Origin of the sequence: Sorangium sp. So ce363, assembly GCF_051520435.1 — a bacterium.
Taxonomy (GTDB): Bacteria; Myxococcota_A; Polyangia; order Polyangiales; family Polyangiaceae; genus Sorangium; species Sorangium cellulosum_B.
The window spans coordinates 543,293-562,489 of record NZ_CP150333.1 but is presented as its reverse complement, the minus strand read 5'-3'; the positions used below and the strand labels follow the sequence as shown (position 1 = coordinate 562,489).

The window sequence follows — 19,197 nt, the reverse complement described above, 5'->3', positions numbered from 1 at the left end:
CTCACGCCGCGCTCGGCGGGCCCACGGCGATCTTCCGCCGCGTCGACACGGCCGCGACCTCCTCCAGCTCCTCGCCGCGCAGCGTCTCCTTGAGCACGAGCGCCTCCGCGACCGCCTCGAGGCCCTCGCGGCGATCGACGAGCAGCTGCTTGGCCTTCAGGTACATCTCGCCGAGCCGCTCCCTCACCTCCTCGTCGACCTCGCGGGCGGTCTCCTCGCTGCACGTGCGCTCCTCCTGGAGCACGCCGAGCATCGGCGCTCCGACGGTGCGCGCGAGCGCGGCCAGCCCGAGGCGCCGGCTCATCCCGAGGCGGGTCACCATCTCGCGGACGAGCGCCGTGGCGCGCCCGAGATCGTCGTGCGCGCCGCTCGACACCTGCCCCAGCGCGAGCTCCTCCGCCGCCCTGCCGCCGAGCATCACCGTGACGCGCGACTCGATCTCCTGCTCGGTGACCAGCTGGCGCTCGTCGCGGGGCACCTGGATCGTGACGCCGAGCGCGCCGATCGTGCGGGCTACGATGGACACCCGCTCCACCGGATCGGCGGCCGGCAGCGCGAGCGCGACGAGGGCGTGCCCGGCCTCGTGGTAAGCCACGCGCCGCCGCTCCTCCGCGGTCATGATCTGCCCGCGGCGCCGGAGCCCGAGCTGCGAGCGATCGAGCGCCTCGTCGAAATCGGCCTGTCCGATCTCGCTCGCGCCGCGCCGCGCCCCGGCCAGCGCGGCCTCGTTGACGATCTTCGCGAGATCGGCGCCGACCATGCCCGGCGTGCGGCGCGCCACGAGCCCGAGATCGACGTCGCTCGCGAGCGGCACCCGCCGCGCGTGGACGGCGAGGATCGCCTCGCGGCCCCGCAGATCGGGCCGATCGACGATGACCTGGCGGTCGAAGCGCCCGGGCCGCAGGAGCGCCGGATCGAGCACCTCGGGGCGGTTGGTGGCGGCCATCAGGATCACGGTGGTGCGCGCGTCGAAGCCGTCGAGCTCGGCGAGGAGCTGGTGGAGCGTCTGCTCTCGCTCGTCGTGGGTCGCGAGGGCGCCGAGGCCGCCCCGGGTCCTGCCCACGGCGTCGATCTCGTCGATGAACACGATGCTGGGCGCGCTCTTGCGCGCCTCCTCGAAGAGCTCGCGGACCCGCGCAGCCCCGAGCCCCACGAACATCTCGACGAACTCGCTCGCGTTCAGCGAGAAGAACGGCACGTTCGCCTCGCCCGCCACCGCCCGCGCGAGCAGCGTCTTGCCGGTGCCTGGCGGCCCGATGAGCAGGAGGCCGCGCGGGATCCGCCCGCCCAGCGAGCGGTACCTCGAGGGCTCCTTGAGGAAGTCGACGACCTCGACGAGCTCGTCCTTGGCCTCATCGACGCCGGCGACGTCCGGGAAGCGCACCGGATCCTGCCTGGATCGATCGTAGATCTTCGCCTTGCTGCGCAGGAACCCGAGCGGCCCGCCGGCCCCCTGCCCCGCCCGCCGCAGCATCATGAAGAACGCCGCGTTGATGAGGAGGAGCGGCAACACCCAGATCGCCACCTGCATCCACACCGACGTCTGGGGGCTCTTCGCCTCGATGCGGACCTGCTGGTCGAGAAGCGCCCTCACGAGCGGCTCGTCCTCGACGCCGGGCAGCCGCGTCACGCGGACGCGCTCCTCCGGTCGTTGCGGGCTCTCGCGGCGGATCAGCTCGATCTCGTCGGGCTTCACGATCGCCGCGGAGATCTCCCCGCGCCGCACCTCGGCGACCGCCTCGTCGTACGGCACGAGCGGGCGCCCTCGTGACCTGACGATCCCGGAAAGGACCAGGATCCCGACCGCGATCAGCAGGTACCCGAGCCACGCACGCGACGCCGGCCTCTTCTCGTCAGCCATTCCAAGGAGCTGATGTGCGGCGGGCGTCGCCTCGGCAAGCCCTCGCCCCCGGAAGAACGGGAAAGCCCACGAGAAAGCCGCGCGAGGGAGGGAGCCCAGGAGCGTCCCCGAGCGCGGCTCGGCGCGCCGCCGACGCACGGCAGCCGCGCGTCCACCGACAGCGCCGACGCACGGCAGCCGCGCGTCCACCGACAGCGCCGACGCACGGCAGCCGCGCGTCCACCCGCAGCGCCGACGCGCCGCTGCCGCGAGGTGATCGCCCGGTGGATCCAGGCTAAGAAGCGACACCGTGCCGCTCGCCTCCGACCGCGCCTCGCTCGCAGCGTTCCCCATCGACTGGGGCGGGCTCGCCCCGCTCCGCCTCAAGTCGCGCGCCGTCGCCGAGGGCGTCTACGCCGGCATGCACCGGAGCGTCCGCAAGGGCGCGGGGGTCGAGTTCGGCGGTCAGCGGCCCTATGTGCCCGGCGACGATCTCCGCTTCTTCGATCGCCGCGCCCTGCTCCGCCACGATCGCCTCATGGTGCGCGAGTTCGAGACCGAGACCGATCGCGCCCTGTGGCTGTGCGTCGACGCGACCGCCTCGATGTCCTACCGCGGCCGGCGCGCGCCCGGCGCCAAGCTGGCCTACGCGGCGCTCATCGCCGCGGCCATGGCCCGCATCGCGCTCGCCACCGGCGACCCGGTGGGGCTCGCCTGGCTCGGCGGCGCCGGCACCCACGGCCTGCCCGCGATGGCGGGGCGCGAGGCGTTCGAGCGGATCGTCGGCGCCCTCGAGGCCACCTCCGCCGCCCAGGACTGGAGCGGCGACGCCGGCGCCGTCGAGCGCGCGCTCGCGCCCATCGCGAAGAAGGCCCGCCGCGGCGCCGTCGTCCTCCTCATCTCAGATCTCATCGATCTTGCTCATGAATCCGGCGCGGCCCCGTCGGGCGCCGATCGCGCGCTCTCGGCGTTCACGTCGCTGAGCACCGGCGGCCGCACGCTGATCGCGCTCCAGGTCCTCGATCCCAGCGAGGCGACGCTCGACTTCGAGGGCAACGTGCGCCTCCGCGCCCTGGAGGGCGGCGCGGTCGTGGAGGCCGACGCGGGCGCGGTCCGCGCGCAGTACCAGGCGCGCCTCGCCGCCCTGGCCGAGGCCTGGTCGCGGGCGCTCGCGTCGCGCGGCGGCCGCCTGCTCCGCGCGACGAGCGCCGATCCTCCGACCGACGTCGTCCGCTCGCTCGTGCAGGCGATCGCCGAGGTGCGCCGATGAGCTTCGTCACGCTCGGCGCGCTGCTGGTCGCGCTGCTCGTCGGCGCGCCGGTCGCCGCGCACCTCCTGCGCCGTCGCCGCGCCGAGGAGCGGCCGTTCCCGCCGGCGCGCCTGGTCCCGCCCACGCCGCCGACGGCGCGGCGCCGGAGCCTCCTCGAGGACCGCGCCCTCTTCGCCACCCGGGCCGTCTCGGTGATCGCGCTCGCGGTGCTCGGCGCGACGCCGCTCCTGCGCTGCTCGCACCTGTCGCTCAGCCGCAGGGCCGGCGCGTCGGTCGCGCTCGCCATCGTCGTCGACGACTCGCTCAGCATGCGGGCGCGCACGGACGGCGCCGAGGGCGCCGCGCGCGAGGGGCGGTCGATCGACGATTCCTCGCACGATTCCTCGCACGATTCCTCGCACGATTCCTCGCACGCTTCCTCGCGCGATTCCTCGCATGCGCCCTCGCGGTTCGAGCGCGCGCTCACGGCCGCGCGCGAGCTCGCCGGCGGCCTCGCTCCCGGCGACGCCGCGGCGCTCGTCCTCGCGGGCGCCCCGGCCCGCGTCGCCCTCGCGTCGACCACCAACCTCGCCGCCGTCAGCGAGGCGCTCGCCGCGGCGGCGCCGTCGGACCGCGCCACCGACATCGACGGCGCCCTCGCGCTCGCCCGCGATCTGCTCCGTGGGCTGCCTCAGAGCGACAAACGCATCGTGCTCCTCAGCGACCTCGCGGACGGCACGCCCAACGCCCCGCCCATCTCGGGCACCCCCGACATCGCCACGTGGGTGCCGCTCCAGGAGCTCGAGGCGACGGGCCAGGACTGCGGGATCGTGCGCGCCGATCGATCCGGCCAGAAGGCGCGCGTCCGCGTCGTCTGCACCGCCGCGTCGACCGCGGCGCGCGGGCCCGACATCGCCGTCGCGCAGCGAGACGGCGGCGCGGACGCGCCGCCCGCCGCGGGCGCCGCCGCAGGCGCCTCGGCGACGGGCGCCTCCGCCGCGGCGGGGCGATCCCTCGAGGTGCGCGCCGGCGACGCCGTGCTCGGCAAGGTCGCGCTCGATCCGGCCCTGCGCGCCGAGGAGCTCTCGATCGACCTCCCGGCCGCGGCGCCCGAGATCCTGGTCGCCGCGCTCACCGGCGGCGACGCGATCGCCGAGGACGACCGCGCCCCGATCATCTCCGCCGGCGGCCCGCTCTCGATCGCGGTCGTGGTCGACCCCGCGACCACGCACGTCGAGACGGGCGGCCCGCCGCCGCTCGAGCAGGCCCTCTCGGCGCTCGACCTGGACGCGCAGATCAGGCCGCTGCCCTCGGTCCCGGAGCACGCGGACGAGCTGGCCGCGCACGCGGGGCTCATCGTCGACGACGCGCCCGGCTTCACGCCGGAGGTGCGCCGCTCGCTCGCCGCGTGGGTCGAGCGGGGCGGCGTCGCGCTGCTGACGCTCGGCCAGCGCGCGGCCGCGGCGCCGCTCGGCGCCGGGTTCGAGCCGCTGGTCCCGGGCGTCGTCCGCTGGTCGGCCTCGCCGGTGCCCGGCGTGGATCCGGCGACGGCGGGCTGGCTCGGCCCGTCCGCGCCCGGCCTCGCCGACGTCGCCCCGCGCGGCCGGGCGACGCTGGGCGCGGAGGCCTCGGAGGGCGCCGAGGTGCTCGCCCGGTGGGCGGACGGCGCCCCGTTCCTCGTGCGCCGCCCGCTCGGGCGCGGCGTGGTGCTGTTCATGACGCTGCCCCTCGGCACGGAGGAGAGCGACGTCGCGCTGCGGCCCGCGTTCCTGTCGTTGCTCGACGGCTTCGTCGGCGCTGCGCGCGCCCGCGGCGGCGCGCGGCGCCTCGCCGCGGGCGAGCTGTGGACGTTCGACGGCTACCACGACGTCAAGGTCGAGCGCGTGCGGGTCGACCGCGACGGCGCCTCGCAGTCACGCGAGGCGCTCCCCGTCGCCGAGGTCGAGCGGCGCCTGCGCGTGTCTCCGCCGCTCGCCGGCCTCTACGAGCTCACCCTGGACGGCGAGCGCTCGACGCGCGTCGTGTCGGTCCCGGAGCGCGAGATCGACCTCCGCCCGAGGCGCGTCGCCGAGAGCGCCCGAGCGGCAGAGCTGGGCGGCATGGCCGCATCCATCGACGGGTCGCCCTACGTCGCGCTCCTGCTGCTCCTGTTGCTCGCGGTCGAGCTCTTGCTGCGCGCCATCGGAGGGCGGCAGGAGCCGGCAGAAGGCCAGGCGAGCTGAGGCCGGTCCCCTCCGGGGCGCTTGCCCGCGCGGAGCGCGCGCCTGCCGGCGCGGAGCAGCCGGCGTCGAATCGAGTCAGCCGACCGCACCGCGCCGCGTTACCGCGCTCAGTGCGTCTGCCAGTGCGGGGGGATCTCGTCCGCCGGCGCGAACTCGGTCTTGGCCGGCGCGGCGGGCACGCTGGCGGCCCGGCGAGGCCCGTTCGGCTTGAAGCTGTGCTCTGCAGCGGGGAACGTGCGCGACTGCACCTCGTCCACGTAGGCGCGCGTCGCCTCCACGATCTGATCGCCGACCTCGGCGAAGCGCTTCGCGAACTTCGGCGTCAGCTCGCGGAACATCCCGAGCAGGTCGTAACAGACGAGCACCTGCCCGTCGCAGCCGGCCCCGGCGCCGATCCCGATCGTCGGGACGGAGACCGCGGCCGTCACCTCCTGCGCGAGATCCGGCGGGATGGCCTCGAGCACGATCGCGTAGGCGCCCGCCTCGTCGAGGATGCGCGCGTCGGCGATGAGGCGCTCGGCCGCCTCGTCGCCCTTGCCCTGCACCTTGAACCCACCCATCGCGTGCACCGACTGCGGCGTGAGCCCGAGGTGACCCATCACCGGGATGCCCGCGGCGACGATCCGGCGCACGTGCTCGGCGATCTCCTCGCCTCCCTCGAGCTTGATGCTCTCGAAGCTGCCCTCCTTCATCATGCGCCCGGCGTTCTCGAGCGCGTGCATCGGAGAGAGCTGGAAGCTCATGAACGGCATGTCGCCCACGACGTGGGCCCGCCGCGCGCCGCGCGCCACCGCGCGCCCGTGGTAACAGATCTCCTCGACCGTCACGGGGAGCGTCGTCGTGTGCCCCTGCACGACCATCCCCAGCGAGTCGCCGACGAGCAGCAGATCGGCGCCGCCCTCGTCGAGCAGCCGCGCCATCGTGAAGTCGTACGCCGTCACCATCGCGATCGGCGAGGCCCCTTTGCGGGAGCGGATCTCCGGGACCGTGACCTTCGTCGAGCGCTGCGCTGGCCTGCGTGCGCTACCGCCACCGTTGCCTTGCGGACCGTACATGTGCCTCCGGGTCGCGGCCGCACTCGCGGTCCACGCCTCGGGACAAGCTAGGGCGGCGCCCGCTGCGGGGCAAGACGCGGCGCGCGGCGGTCGCGGGCCGGTAAGCCGCAATCTTCAGCGTTCTCGCCTGGTTGCCGGCCGGTCGCCGGCCGGCAGGGGCGTGCGGCCAGGACGCCGCGCGGCGGCGCGATCCCAGGAGCGGCCGGATCAACCGTGGCGGGGGCCGGCGCCGCGGACGGGGTGCGCTGCCCCCGTCGTTCGCGAGCCGCCCGGAGGCGCGGACCTCGGGTTGGTCAGCGCGGTCAGGACGTGATCGCGCCACGCACCATCGATGAACAGGTAATCGCGCGCATACCCCTCGACGGCGAAGCCGAGGCGCCGGAGCAGCCGGCCGCTGCGCTCGTTGTGCGGCAGGTAGTTCGCCATCACCCGGTGGAAGCCGAGCGTGTCGAACATGTACGCGATCGCCGCCTCGATCGCCTCGAACATCAGGCCCGAGCCCACGGCGCGCTGGTCGAGCGAGTAGCCGAGGGTCGCGGCCTGGAAGGCGCCGCGGACGAACTGCGTGAAGTTGCAGACCCCGATCACATCGCCGCCGGGGGCGCCGCGCGACTGCAGCGCGAGCCGGAGCGCGCGATCCGCGGCGAAGTCCTCGTGGTCGCGGAGGAGGCGCTCACGCCAGAACGCCTCGGTGTAGAAGCCCTCGGGGCGCGGCGGATCCCACCGCGCCAGGTGGTCGCGGTTGCGCTCGAAATAGGCGAGGTAGCGGCCAGCGAACTCGACGGGAGGGATGAAGAGGCGCAGCCGCGGGGTCTCGATGCAGACGGGGCTCTTCAAGGGGTCTCCAGCGCGACGCGCCTAGGACAGGGTCCCTTCATCGAGGCGTCGCATCCCTTCGAGGAGCAGCGCCTCGGGTGACGCGGTGATGCTGCGGGTGCTGGGCGAGAAGCTCGGGTCGAGGCGGAAGTCGCCCTCCCGGAGCGTGAGCATCCGGTAGAACGCGTCCTCGCCCAGCGCGCCGGCCCAGAGCGCATGGACGACCTGTCCATCGGCGAAGTGGATCTCGCCGGCCATGGAGTTCGCCTGGATCTTGAGCGCGCACGTCTTCCGGCCGTGCCAGAGGATCTGGATCATGTCCGGCAGGCCCATCTCGGCGAGCGAGCCGGACACGCCGCGGGGGACGGTGGTCGTGGAGCGCCGCTCGATGAGCTGGCGGAGCTTGGCGGCCATGACGTCGGTCGACGCCGGCTTCGAGACGAAGTCGTCGACGCCGAGATCGAAGGCGCGCTGGGCGGTCTGCCGGTCCGTCTTCGCGGTGAGGATGACCCACGTCTTGTCGCGGCCGAAGCCGAGCTTCAGCGCGTCGGAGCGGAGCGTGAGGCCGGCGTCGGGCTCCTCGAGGTCGATCTCGCTGACGACCACCTCGATGTCCTTCGTCTCGAGCTCGCGGCGCGCCTGCGCCACGTTGCGCGCGATCGAGACCTCGAAGCCCTGCTCGAGCAGGCGCAGCTCGAGCACCGTCGTCTCCTCGGGATCGGGGTCGACGATGAGCGCCTGGTGCCGATCGGAGAGCAGCTTCGCGCGCATGTCGTCGCCCGTCATGACCTGGCGGAAGAGATCGACGATGTTCGGATCGAAGATGGTGGCGCGGTACTGGGCGAGCACGTCGCAGGCCTCCGGCGGGCGGAGCGCCTTGCGGTACGGGTTGCGCGGGTTCTGCGTGAGATCGGCGTAGGTGTCCGCGACCGCGAGGATGCGCGCGCCGAGCGGGATCTCCTTGCCAGACAGGCCATCGGGGAAGCCGCTGCCGTCGTAGCGCTCGTACATCATGCTGATCGCCGAGACGACCTCCTGCGGCAGCCCCACCGACTCCATGAGGTGCGCCGGAAGATCGACGCTCTTCGTCGCGGCGAGCCGGTGCCCCTCGTACTCAGCGACGTTGAGCGCGGTGAGGTGGTACGGGCCGTTCTTGCCGAGGTCGTGCAGGTAGGCCGAGGCCACGTAGCTCGCGACCGTCGTCGGCGGCAGGCCGATGCGCTCGCAGAGCTTGCGGACGATGCGGGCGACCGTGGAGGAGTGGCCTCGAAGGTCTTGCCGCGCGTTCTCGAGCAGGCTCACGAGGACGTTGAGCGTCTCGACGTACGCGTGGGTCGTCGTCGGATGCGGCGGCGGCGGCGGCGGCGCCGCGGCGACCGGCGCGGAGATCGGCGCCGGAGCGACGTGCTGCTGGGGGGGCGGCGATGGGGGCACCGGCGTGGGCGGGGGCCCGGCCGGGGCCACTCGGGGCGGCGCGGAGGGCGCCCGCATCACCGCGGGCACCTGCGGCGCCGTGACGAGCGGCGCAGGCACCGGCGCCGCCTGCATGGGCGCCGCGTGCGCCGGCTGCACGTGCATCGCCTGCGGGTGCATCGGCGCCGCCTGCGTGGGCGCCGCGTGCGCCGGCAGCCCGTGCATCGTCTGCCCGTGCATCGTCTGCCCGTGCGCCGGCTGCGGGACCACCGCCGGCACGTGCGTCATCGACGCGCGCTCGTGCGTGATCGATGCGCGCTCGTGCGTCATCGACGCGCGCTCGAAGGGGCTATTGCTGTTGGTGTAGAGGATCTCGTCGAACGAGTTGACCGGGCGCAGAAGCGAGCTGAACGCGGTCGTGTCGCCCCGGTAGTGGTACGCGATGGCCGCGCGGACCGCCGCCGGCCTGGCGACGATGGCGCGTACGTCCCGCACGCCCGCGGCGAGCCGGATCTCGTGCAGCGCGACGTCGTTGTCGGGATCCGCCGTCGCGACCGAGAGCGTCGTGTTCCGATCGTCGAGCAGCACCGGGAAGACGCCGTGCAACGTCGCGGTGATCGCCGAGACCTTGGCGAGCACGCGGGGCTCGATGATCGCCTTCGAGAGCTTCTCGGTCGAGACGAAGCGGGTGTTGTGGACGGTCGCGATGAACTTCAGGAGCTCGGCCTCGTTGACGATGTCGAGCTCGATGATGGCGTCCTCGATACGGCCGCGCGTACGCATCGCGTACTCCACCGCACGACGGTGATCGTCCGGGGTGATGCGCCCCTCGAGGACGAGGCGATCGGCAATCCGCTGGTTCAATCCTTGAACGGAAGCCATCGAAACCCTGATTCTACCCAGAAATTGGAGGTGGCGCGCCCAAGAACCCTCGCGGAACGGGAGCACGCGGGGAGAGCTGGCCAGCCGCTCGCGGCGTATGCAGCCATGGGGTGCGCTCGAGGAATGAGAGCAGAGCTCGGCGCGGCGCGCGAGCCCCGTGAGCATTCCAGCCGACGCCGGTTGGCTGGCGATGCCCGCTCGACCCGATACGCTGCGACGTGGAAGTGAAGACTGGCTCCGGGTAGGCGCGCGCGCCACGTCCGGCGCGGCTCGCCAGGCTGGTCACCTTGGGGCGACGGGCAAAACGCCTCCCGAGCGCTGCGAGCGCGCTTCGGGAGATGGGCGGCGCGCCCGGGGTCGGGGTTGGATCCCGCCCTGGGCGCGCCTGCAGGTCGGCTACTCCTCGTTCACGGCCGTGAGCGTCTCCTCGGGACGCGGCCTGGGGGCGACGTACGGCGCTTGCGCCACCGGCTCGCCCTCGACCACGACCTGGAGGCGCTTGTAGGCGGGCAGCCCCGTCCCGGCGGGGATCAGGCGGCCCATGATGACGTTCTCCTTGAGACCGCGGAGATCGTCCGTCTTGCCGTTGATCGCGGCCTCGGTGAGCACCTTGGTCGTCTCCTGGAACGACGAGGCGCTGATGAACGACTCGGTCGACAGGCTGGCCTTGGTGATGCCGAGGAGGAGCGCCTCGGCGATGGCGGGCTTGCCGCCGCGCTCGAGCACGGTCTCGTTCTCCTTCTCGAAGATGTGCTTCTCGACCTGCTCGTCCACCAGGAAGTTCGTATCGCCGACCTCGCGCACCCGGACCCGCCGGAGCATCTGCCGGACGATGACCTCGATGTGCTTGTCGTTGATGCCGACGCCCTGGAGCCGGTACACCTGCTGGATCTCGTTCACGAGCCAGGCCGAGAGCTCCTTCTCGCCCTTCACCCGGAGGATGTCGTGCGGGTTCGGCGGGCCGTCCTGGAGGGGGTCGCCCGCGCGCACCCGGTCACCCGGCTGCACCTGGATGTGCTTGCCCTTCGGGATCAGGTACTCGCGCGCCTGATCGCCGAGCGCGTGCCCGTCCGGCGAGTACGGCGTGATGATGACCTTCCGCTTGCCCTTCGTGTCCTTGCCGAACGTGACCTCGCCGTCGATCTCGCTGATGATCGCGTGATCCTTCGGCTTTCGGGCCTCGAACAGCTCGGCGACGCGGGGCAGACCGCCGGTGATGTCCTGCACCTTCGTCGTGTCGCGCGGGATCTTGGCGATGACCTCGCCGGCCTCGATGAGATCCCCCTCCTGCGCGACGATGTGGGCGCCGACAGGGAGCAGGTAGCGCGCCTCGAGCTCGCTGTTCGGGAGCTTCAGCGTCTTGCCCGACTCCGGGTCCTTCAGCGAGATGCGCGGGCGGACGTCGGCCGCCTTCGACTCGATGACGACCTTTCGCGAGAGGCCCGTCACCTCGTCGAGGCGATCCTGCACGCTGACGCCCTCGATGAGGTCGCCGAACTTCACCACGCCGGAGACCTCGGTGAGGATTGGCGTCGCGAACTGGTCCCACTCGGCGAGCAGCTCGCCGGGCTTGGTGCGCTCGCCGTCGGCCTTCTTGAGGATGGCGCCGTAGACGAGGCGGTTGTGCTCGCGCTCGCGCCCCGTCTCGTCGACGACCACGATCTCGCCGTGGCGGTTCATGACCACCATGGTGCCGTCCTTCTTCTTCTGGACGACCGCGCGGCGGAGGCGGACGGTGCCCTCGGTGCGGGCCTCGAGGTAGCTCGCCTCGATCTTGCCGCGGGCCGCGGTGCCGCCGATGTGGAAGGTGCGCATCGTGAGCTGCGTGCCCGGCTCGCCGATCGACTGGGCGGCGATGATGCCCACCGCCTCGCCGATGTTGACCCGGTAGCCGCGCGCGAGGTCGCGCCCGTAGCACAGCGCGCAGACCCCGCGGCGGAGCTGGCACGTGAGCACCGAGCGGATGACGACCTCCTCGATGCCGGCGTCCTCGATGGACCGCACCGCCTGCTCGTCGAGCTCGGTGTTCGCCGTGATGAGCACCTCGCCGGTGAGCGGGTCGACCACGTCCTCCAGCGCGACGCGGCCGAGGATGCGGTCGCCGAGCGGCTGGATGACCTCGCCGGCCTCCTCGAGCTTCGCCACGCGGATGCCGTCGAGCGTGCCGCAGTCGAACTCGGAGATGACCGCGTCCTGCGCCACGTCGACGAGCCGCCGGGTGAGGTACCCGGAGTTCGCCGTCTTGAGCGCCGTGTCGGCGAGCCCCTTCCGGGCGCCGTGCGTCGAGATGAAGTACTGGAGCACGCTGAGACCCTCGCGGAAGTTCGCGGTGATCGGCGTCTCGATGATCTCGCCGGACGGCTTGGCCATCAGGCCGCGCATCGCGGCCAGCTGCCGGATCTGCTGCGTGGAGCCGCGCGCGCCGGAGTCGGCCATGATGTAGATGGGGTTGAAGCTCGGCTCGATCGACTCCTTGCCCGTCTCGTGGTCGACGACCGTCTCCTTGCCGATGCCGGCCATCATCTCGGTCGTGACCTGGTCGGCGATGCTCGCCCAGATATCGACGATCTTGTTGTACCGCTCGCCGTCGGTGATGAGCCCCTCCTGGTACTGCTCGACGACGCGCTCGACCTCCTTCTGCGCCTCGCCGAGGAGGACCTTCTTGGCCGGCGGGATCACCATGTGATCCATGCAGATCGAGATACCGGCCCGCATCGCGTGGTCGAAGCCGAGCGTGCGGAGCCGGTCCGCGAGGAGGACGGTCTCCTTGTTGCGGTGGATGCGGTAGCAGACGTCGATGAGCGCCGAGAGCGCCTTCTTGTCGAGGGTCTTGTTCGCGTACTCGAACGCGACCCCCTTCGGGAGGACCTCGGAGATGATGACGCGGCCCACCGTGGTCTCGACGATGCGGCGCTTCACGTGGCCGAACTCGTCGAGCTGCGGGTTGCCGTCGTCGTCGATGATCGGGACGCGGACGCGGATGCCGGCGTGCAGCGCGACCTCGCCGTTGTCGTACGCCATCCGCACCTCCTCGAGGGAGGCGTAGATGCCGCGCAGGTAGCCCTGCGCCACGCCGTCCTCGCCGAAGGCGAGGGTGTCCGCGCGGTACGACCCCTTCTCGAACTTCCGCTCGCGGGTCGCGTAGTAGAGCCCGAGCACGATGTCCTGGGTCGGGTTGATGATCGGCTTGCCGCTCGCGGGCGAGAGGATGTTGTTCGTGCTCATCATGAGCACGCGCGCCTCCATCTGCGCCTCGACCGACAGCGGCACGTGGACCGCCATCTGGTCGCCGTCGAAGTCGGCGTTGAACGCCGCGCAGACCAGCGGGTGCAGCTGGATCGCCTTGCCCTCGATGAGGACCGGCTCGAACGCCTGGATGCCGAGGCGGTGGAGCGTCGGGGCGCGGTTCAGGAGCACCGGGTGCTCGCTGATGACCTCCTCGAGGATGTCCCAGACCTCCGGGCGCTCCTTCTCCACCATCTTCTTGGCGCTCTTGATGGTGTTGACGTAGCCGCGCTCTTCCAGCTTGTTGTAGATGAACGGCTTGAAGAGCTCGAGCGCCATCTTCTTGGGCAGGCCGCACTGGTGCAGGCGCAGCGTCGGGCCCACGACGATGACGGAGCGGCCCGAGTAGTCGACGCGCTTGCCGAGCAGGTTCTGGCGGAACCGGCCCTGCTTGCCCTTCAGCATGTCGGAGAGCGACTTGAGCGGGCGCTTGTTCGGGCCGGTGATCGTCTTGCCGCGGCGGCCGTTGTCGAACAGCGCGTCGACCGCCTCCTGCAGCATCCGGCGCTCGTTCCGGATGATGATCTCCGGCGCGTTCAGCTCGAGGAGCCGCTTCAGGCGGTTGTTGCGGTTGATGACGCGGCGGTAAAGATCGTTGAGATCGCTGGTCGCGAAGCGGCCGCCGTCCAGGGGGACGAGCGGGCGCAGATCCGGCGGGAGCACCGGGATCACGGTCAGCATCATCCACTCGGGCCGGTTGCCGCTCTCGCGGAACGCCTCGACGACCTTGAGCCGCTTCGCGAGCTTCTTCCGCTTGGCCTCGCTGGTCGCGGCGCGCATCTCCGTCCTGAGCAGCTCCGCCAGGCCGTGGACGTCGACCTGCTTGAGCATCTCGAGGATCGCCTCGCCGCCCATGCCGGCGCTGAACTTGTCGTCACCGTACTCGTCGAGGAGCTGCAGATACCGCTCCTCGCTCAGGAGATCGCCCCGCATGAGGCCAGTCTCCTTGGGATCGATGACGATGTACGCCTCGCAATAAAGCACCTTCTCCAGGTCCTTGAGCGTGATGTCGAGCATGTTGCCGATGCGCGACGGCAGGCTCTTCAGGAACCAGATGTGGGCGACCGGCGTGGCCAGCGAGATGTGCCCGAGCCGCTCGCGCCGGACCTTCGACTGGATGACCTCGACGCCGCACTTCTCGCACACGATGCCACGGTGCTTCATGCGCTTGTACTTGCCGCAGTTGCACTCGTAGTCCTTCACAGGCCCGAAGATCTTGGCGCAGAACAGACCATCGCGCTCCGGCTTGAACGTCCGGTAGTTGATGGTCTCCGGCTTCTTCACCTCGCCGTGCGACCACTCGCGGATCTTCTCCGGGCTCGCGAGCGAGATGCGGATGGCGCTGAACGACAGCGGGTCCTTGGGCTTCTCGAAGAAGCTGAAGATGTCACGCATGGAGACCTCCGGAGACAGAAACGAAACCGATGAACCTGTCCGCGCCCACTGCTCGAGTCTTCGGGAGCGCGCCGCCCGCGCGGCGCGCCTCCCCTGCCGTCACCGAGAAGGCGCGCGGCGCTCGTGACGTGACGAACTGCATCACTCCTCTTCCTCCGCGGCCGACGCCTCCACCCCTGCGCTCGTCTCGACCAGCTCGACGTTGAGGCACAGCGACTGGAGCTCCTTGATGAGCACGTTGAAGCTCTCCGGCAGCCCCGCCTCCAGGGTGTAGTCCCCCTTCACGATGGCCTCGTACATCCGGGTGCGGCCCATCACGTCGTCGCTCTTCACGGTGAGGAACTCCTGCAGCGCGTAGGCCGCGCCGTAGGCCTCCATCGCCCAGACCTCCATCTCGCCGAGCCGCTGCCCGCCGAACTGCGCCTTGCCGCCGAGGGGCTGCTGCGTGACGAGCGAGTAGGGCCCGATCGAGCGAGCGTGGATCTTGTCGTCGACCAGGTGGTGGAGCTTCAGCATGTACATGATGCCCACCGTGACGTTCTGATCGAACGCGTCGCCCGTGCGCCCATCGAAGAGGATCGCCTGGCCCGAGGTCGGGAGACCCGCGAGATCGAGGGCGCCCTTGATGTCCGACTCGTGCGCGCCGTCGAACACCGGCGATCCCATGAACACGCCCTCATCGACCGTCTTGACGAAGCGCTTGACGTCGCCGTCGTCGAGGTTGTCGAAGAAGCCGTTCATCGTCTCGTCGCCCGCATAGATGGCCTTCAGGTGCTCCTTGATCTCGGCGCTCGCCCGCTGCTGCTCGATCATCCGCTGCAGCTGGTTGCCGAGCTCGAAGGCGCCCCACCCGAGGTGGATCTCGAGGATCTGACCGACGTTCATGCGGCTCGGCACGCCGAGCGGATTCAGCACGAGATCGACCGGCCTGCCGTCCTGCAGATACGGCATGTCCTCCTCGGGGAGGATGCGGCTGATGACACCCTTGTTGCCGTGGCGGCCTGCCATCTTGTCGCCGACCTGGAGCTTGCGCTTGATGGCGATATAGACCTTCACCATCTTGATGACGCCCGGCGGCAGCTCGTCGCCCTTGGAGAGGCGATCGATCTTGTCGCGGAAGTGCTCCTCGCGCGTGCGGACGAGCTCCTCGAGGTCGCGCAGGATCTGCTGGACCCGATCGGCGTCGTCGACGGGGATCTCCCCCCAGTACTTGCGGGGGATCTCGGCGAGCGAGGGCTCGTCGATGATGGCGCCCTTCTGGAAGAGCACCTTGCCCTTGTCGTCGACGAGCTTGCCTGTCGCCTCCTTGCCGAGGAGGAGCTCGCGGATGCGGCGGAAGAACGAGTCGCGGAGGATCTTGATCTCCTCGTCGCGCGTCCGCTCGATCCTGGCCCGCTCCTGATCCTCGATGTCCCGCGCGCGGTCGTCCTTCTCGGTCCCCTTGCGCGAGAACACGCGGGCGTTGATGACGATCCCGCCGACGCCGGGCGGCACCTTGAGCGAGCTGTCGCGGACGTCGCCGGCCTTCTCGCCGAAGATCGCCCGGAGCAGCTTCTCCTCGGGCGAGAGCTGGGTCTCGCCCTTCGGCGTGATCTTGCCGACCAGGATGTCGCCCGGCCGCACCTCGGCCCCGATGCGCACGATGCCGGAGTCGTCGAGGTCCTTGAGCGCCTCCTCGCCGACGTTCGGGATGTCGCGGGTGATCTCCTCCTTGCCGAGCTTCGTGTCGCGGGCGACGCACTCGAACTCCTCGATGTGGATCGAGGTGAACACGTCGTCCTTGGCGATGCGCTCGGAGACCAGGATCGAGTCCTCGAAGTTGTAGCCCTGCCACGGCATGAACGCGACGAGCACGTTCTGGCCGAGCGCGAGCTCGCCCATGTCGGTCGACGGGCCGTCGGCGAGCACGTCGCCCTTCTTCACCACCTCGCCCGTCCTGACGACCGGCTTCTGCGTGTAGCAGGTCGACTGGTTCGAGCGCTGGAACTTCATGAGGTGGTAGATATCGGGCACCTCGGCGCCCTCGCCCTCGGCGCGGACGACGATGCGCGTCGCGTCGACGCTCTCGACGACCCCGGGGCGCCGCGCGATGACGCAGACGCCGGAGTCGCGGGCGAGCCGCTCCTCCATGCCGGTGCCGACGAGGGGCGCGTGCGACACGACGAGGGGCACGGCCTGACGCTGCATGTTGGCGCCCATGAGCGCGCGGTTCGCGTCGTCGTGCTCGAGGAAGGGCACGAGCGCGGCGGCGACCGACACCATCTGGTTCGGCGCGACGTCCATCAGCTCGACCATCTCGGGCGTGACGATCTTGAACTCGCCGTTGTAGCGGGCCGAGACCAGCGACTCCTTGAAGCGGCCACCCTCATCGAGGTTCACGGTCGCCTGCGCGATGTACTTGCCCTCTTCTTCGAGCGCCGAGAGCCAGATCACGTCCTCGGTCACCCGGCCGTTCTCGACCTTCCGGTACGGCGTCTCGACGAACCCGAACTCGTTCACGCGGGCGAACGTCGACAGCGACGCGATGAGGCCGATGTTCGGCCCTTCCGGCGTCTCGATCGGGCAGATACGGCCGTAGTGGGTCGCGTGGACGTCGCGCACCTCGAACCCGGCGCGCTCGCGGGTCAGGCCGCCCGGGCCGAGCGCCGAGAGGCGGCGCTTGTGGGTGACCTCCGAGAGCGGGTTGGTCTGGTCCATGAACTGCGAGAGCTGGGAGCTCCCGAAGTACTCCTTCACGACCGCGCTGACCGGCTTCGCGTTGATCAGATCGTGGGGCATGAGCGTGTCGATCTCCTGCGACATGCTCATGCGCTCCTTGATCGCGCGCTCCATGCGGACGAGGCCGATGCGGTACTGGTTCTCCATCAGCTCGCCGACCGCGCGCACGCGGCGGTTGCCGAGGTGATCGATGTCGTCGACCGAGCCGCGCCCGTTCTTGAGCTCGATCAGGTGACGCACGGTCTCCAGGATGTCCTGCGGCGTGAGCACCGTGAGGTCGAGCCCCGGCCGCTCGTCCTCGGGGACATCCCGGTAGAACTTGTAGTTCAGCTTCAGCCGGCCGACCTTCGAGAGGTCATAACGCTCGGCGTTGAAGAACAGGTTGTGGAACAGGGTCTTGGCGGTCTCGAGCGTCGGCGGATCGCCCGGCCGCAGCCGCCGGTAGATCTCCAGGATCGAGTCCTCCATCGTCTTCACCTTGTCGGTGAGCAGCGTGTCGCGGAGGTACGAGCCGACGTTCAGGCCGTCGATGAAGAGGATGCGGAACTGCTCGATGTTCGCGTCGCGCAGCCGCTCGAGCTTCGCCTCGGTGAGCTCCTCGTTCACCTCGACCACGACCTCGCCGGTCTCCGGGTCGACGATGTCGTGCGCCGCGACCTTCCCGACGAGCTCCTCCGGCTCGAGGCTGAGCCGCTCGAGCTTCGCCTCCTTCATCTTCCGGATGGCAGCGCGGGTGAACTTGGTGTTCTTCTTGACGATGACGTCGTTGCCGATCTTGATGTCGCGCGTCGTCCGCTGACCGGCCAGGAGATCGTACTCGATGCTCTTCGCGTACTTGCCACCCTTCTCGAGGTAAACGGTCTCGGTCGAGTAGAAGTAGTTCAGCAGGTCCTGCGTCGAGTACCCGAGCGCGCGCAGCAGCACCGTCGCGTGCATCTTCCGCCGGCGATCGATGCGAACATAGATGATGTCCTTCGGGTCGAACTCGAAGTCGAGCCACGAGCCGCGGTACGGGATGACGCGCGCGGAGTAGAGCAGCTTGCCGCTCGAGTGCGTCTTGCCCTTGTCGTGATCGAAGAAGACGCCGGGGCTGCGGTGCAGCTGGCTGACGACGACGCGCTCGGTGCCGTTGATGATGAACGTGCCCGTCTCGGTCATCAGCGGGAGCTCGCCGAAGTAGACCTCCTGCTCCTTGATGTCGCGCACGATCCGCTCCCCGCCGTCGCGGGTGTCGTAGATCATCAGCTGGTTCGTGACCTTGATCGGCGCCGAGTAGGTCATACCGCGCTGGCGGCACTCATCGACGTCGTACTTCGGCGGCTCGAGGTTGTACGAGACGAAGACGAGCTCGCTCGTGCCGTTGAAGTCTTTGATCGGGAAGACCGAGCGGAACACCGCCTGCAGCCCGACCTCCTCCCGCTCGTTCGGCGGAACGCTCATCTGGAGGAATTTGTCGTAGCTCGACTTCTGGATGTCGATCAGGTTGGGGACGTCGATGATGCGACGAACGCGACCCAGGTTCTTACGGACGCGGAAGTTGGATTGGACGACCGACGGCATCGATTTCCTCCGGCTCACACGAGCAGTGCGGGGCGGGCGCACGGCTCGAACCGAGCAACGAACACGAAGCTACGCACGAATGGCGAGCGAGCGTCCCCAGGGAATGAGGACCCAAAACATCTTGGTTGTGGGGGCAGAGCGGACCGCGTGGCGACCCATTGAGCTCCGACGTTGGCCGAGGACCCGCACCCGCGGTCCTCTTCAGGATTGACCGAGGACCCGTACTCGCGGCCCTCTTCAGCGTTGCGCGAGGGCCCGCAAACGCGGTCCCGTTCATCAGACAAAAGCGGGACGTGCGGCAGGGACGACCGCCCCTGCCGCCGTCCGCCGGCGGATCCCGATTTCCCTTGCAGGGAGCGGTGATCGTTACTTGAGCTCGACGGTAGCACCTGCCTCGACGAGCTTCTTCTTCATCTCCTCCGCGTCCGCCTTGGAAACCTGCTCCTTGACGGTCTTCGGCGCGGCCTCGACCAGGTCCTTCGCCTCCTTCAGGCCCAGACCGGTGATCTCGCGGATCGCCTTGATGACGCCGATCTTGTTGCTGCCCGCGTTCGCGAGGATGACGTCGAACTCGGTCTGCTCCGGGGCCTTCTCGGCCGGAGCGGCGGTCGCGGGGCCGGCCGCGACGGCGACGGCCGCGGGGGCAGCCTTGACGCCCCACTTGTTCTCGAGGTCCTTGATGAGCTCGGCGATCTGGATGACAGGGAGGTTGGAGAGGTAATCGACGACCTGCTCGCGCGTGATCTCAGCCATTGCAAGACT

9 protein-coding genes are annotated in these 19,197 nt (G+C 70.4%); 2 read left to right on the top strand and 7 right to left on the bottom strand.

The genetic code is table 11. The annotated features are described in order from the left end of the window. Window position 1: 1 nt before the first annotated feature. Entirely contained in the window at window positions 2–1,861 is a 1,860-nt protein-coding gene (gene ftsH, locus WMF12_RS02155; protein ID WP_437861636.1) for an ATP-dependent zinc metalloprotease FtsH, read from the bottom strand. Between the two features lie 289 nt (window positions 1,862–2,150). Here ftsH and WMF12_RS02150 point away from each other — a divergent pair, with 289 nt between their 5' ends. Then, window positions 2,151–3,110, top strand: a complete 960-nt coding sequence (locus WMF12_RS02150; protein WP_437861633.1) for a DUF58 domain-containing protein — start codon at window positions 2,151–2,153, stop codon at window positions 3,108–3,110. Continuing rightward, complete coding sequence (locus WMF12_RS02145) at window positions 3,107–5,311, top strand: VWA domain-containing protein (protein WP_437861632.1); 2,205 nt, start codon at window positions 3,107–3,109, stop codon at window positions 5,309–5,311. The genes WMF12_RS02150 and WMF12_RS02145 overlap by 4 nt, the downstream gene beginning before the upstream one ends. A gap of 107 nt (window positions 5,312–5,418) precedes the next feature. On the opposite strand, the gene panB is transcribed toward WMF12_RS02145, so the two are convergent. The 6 genes from panB to rplL form a co-directional block, all read right to left on the bottom strand. Then, entirely contained in the window at window positions 5,419–6,366 is a 948-nt protein-coding gene (gene panB / locus WMF12_RS02140; RefSeq protein ID WP_437861629.1) for a 3-methyl-2-oxobutanoate hydroxymethyltransferase, read from the bottom strand. A gap of 207 nt (window positions 6,367–6,573) precedes the next feature. Then, window positions 6,574–7,203 (bottom strand): GNAT family N-acetyltransferase, encoded by a 630-nt coding sequence (locus tag WMF12_RS02135; RefSeq protein ID WP_437861628.1) that lies wholly within the window; start codon window positions 7,201–7,203, stop codon window positions 6,574–6,576. Between the two features lie 21 nt (window positions 7,204–7,224). After that, window positions 7,225–9,477 (bottom strand): HD domain-containing phosphohydrolase, encoded by a 2,253-nt coding sequence (locus WMF12_RS02130; protein WP_437861625.1) that lies wholly within the window; start codon window positions 9,475–9,477, stop codon window positions 7,225–7,227. Between the two features lie 396 nt (window positions 9,478–9,873). Next, complete coding sequence (gene rpoC / locus WMF12_RS02125; RefSeq protein WP_012233046.1) at window positions 9,874–14,157, bottom strand: DNA-directed RNA polymerase subunit beta'; 4,284 nt, start codon at window positions 14,155–14,157, stop codon at window positions 9,874–9,876. A gap of 141 nt (window positions 14,158–14,298) precedes the next feature. Further along, the gene (rpoB, locus tag WMF12_RS02120; RefSeq protein ID WP_437743925.1) at window positions 14,299–18,435 is read right to left on the bottom strand and encodes a DNA-directed RNA polymerase subunit beta; all 4,137 of its coding nucleotides are present in this window, start codon (window positions 18,433–18,435) and stop codon (window positions 14,299–14,301) included. 366 nt (window positions 18,436–18,801) lie between these two features. Beyond that, on the bottom strand, window positions 18,802–19,188 hold the full coding sequence (rplL, locus tag WMF12_RS02115) for a 50S ribosomal protein L7/L12 (RefSeq protein ID WP_437743924.1): 387 nt from the start codon (window positions 19,186–19,188) through the stop codon (window positions 18,802–18,804). Window positions 19,189–19,197: the final 9 nt, after the last annotated feature.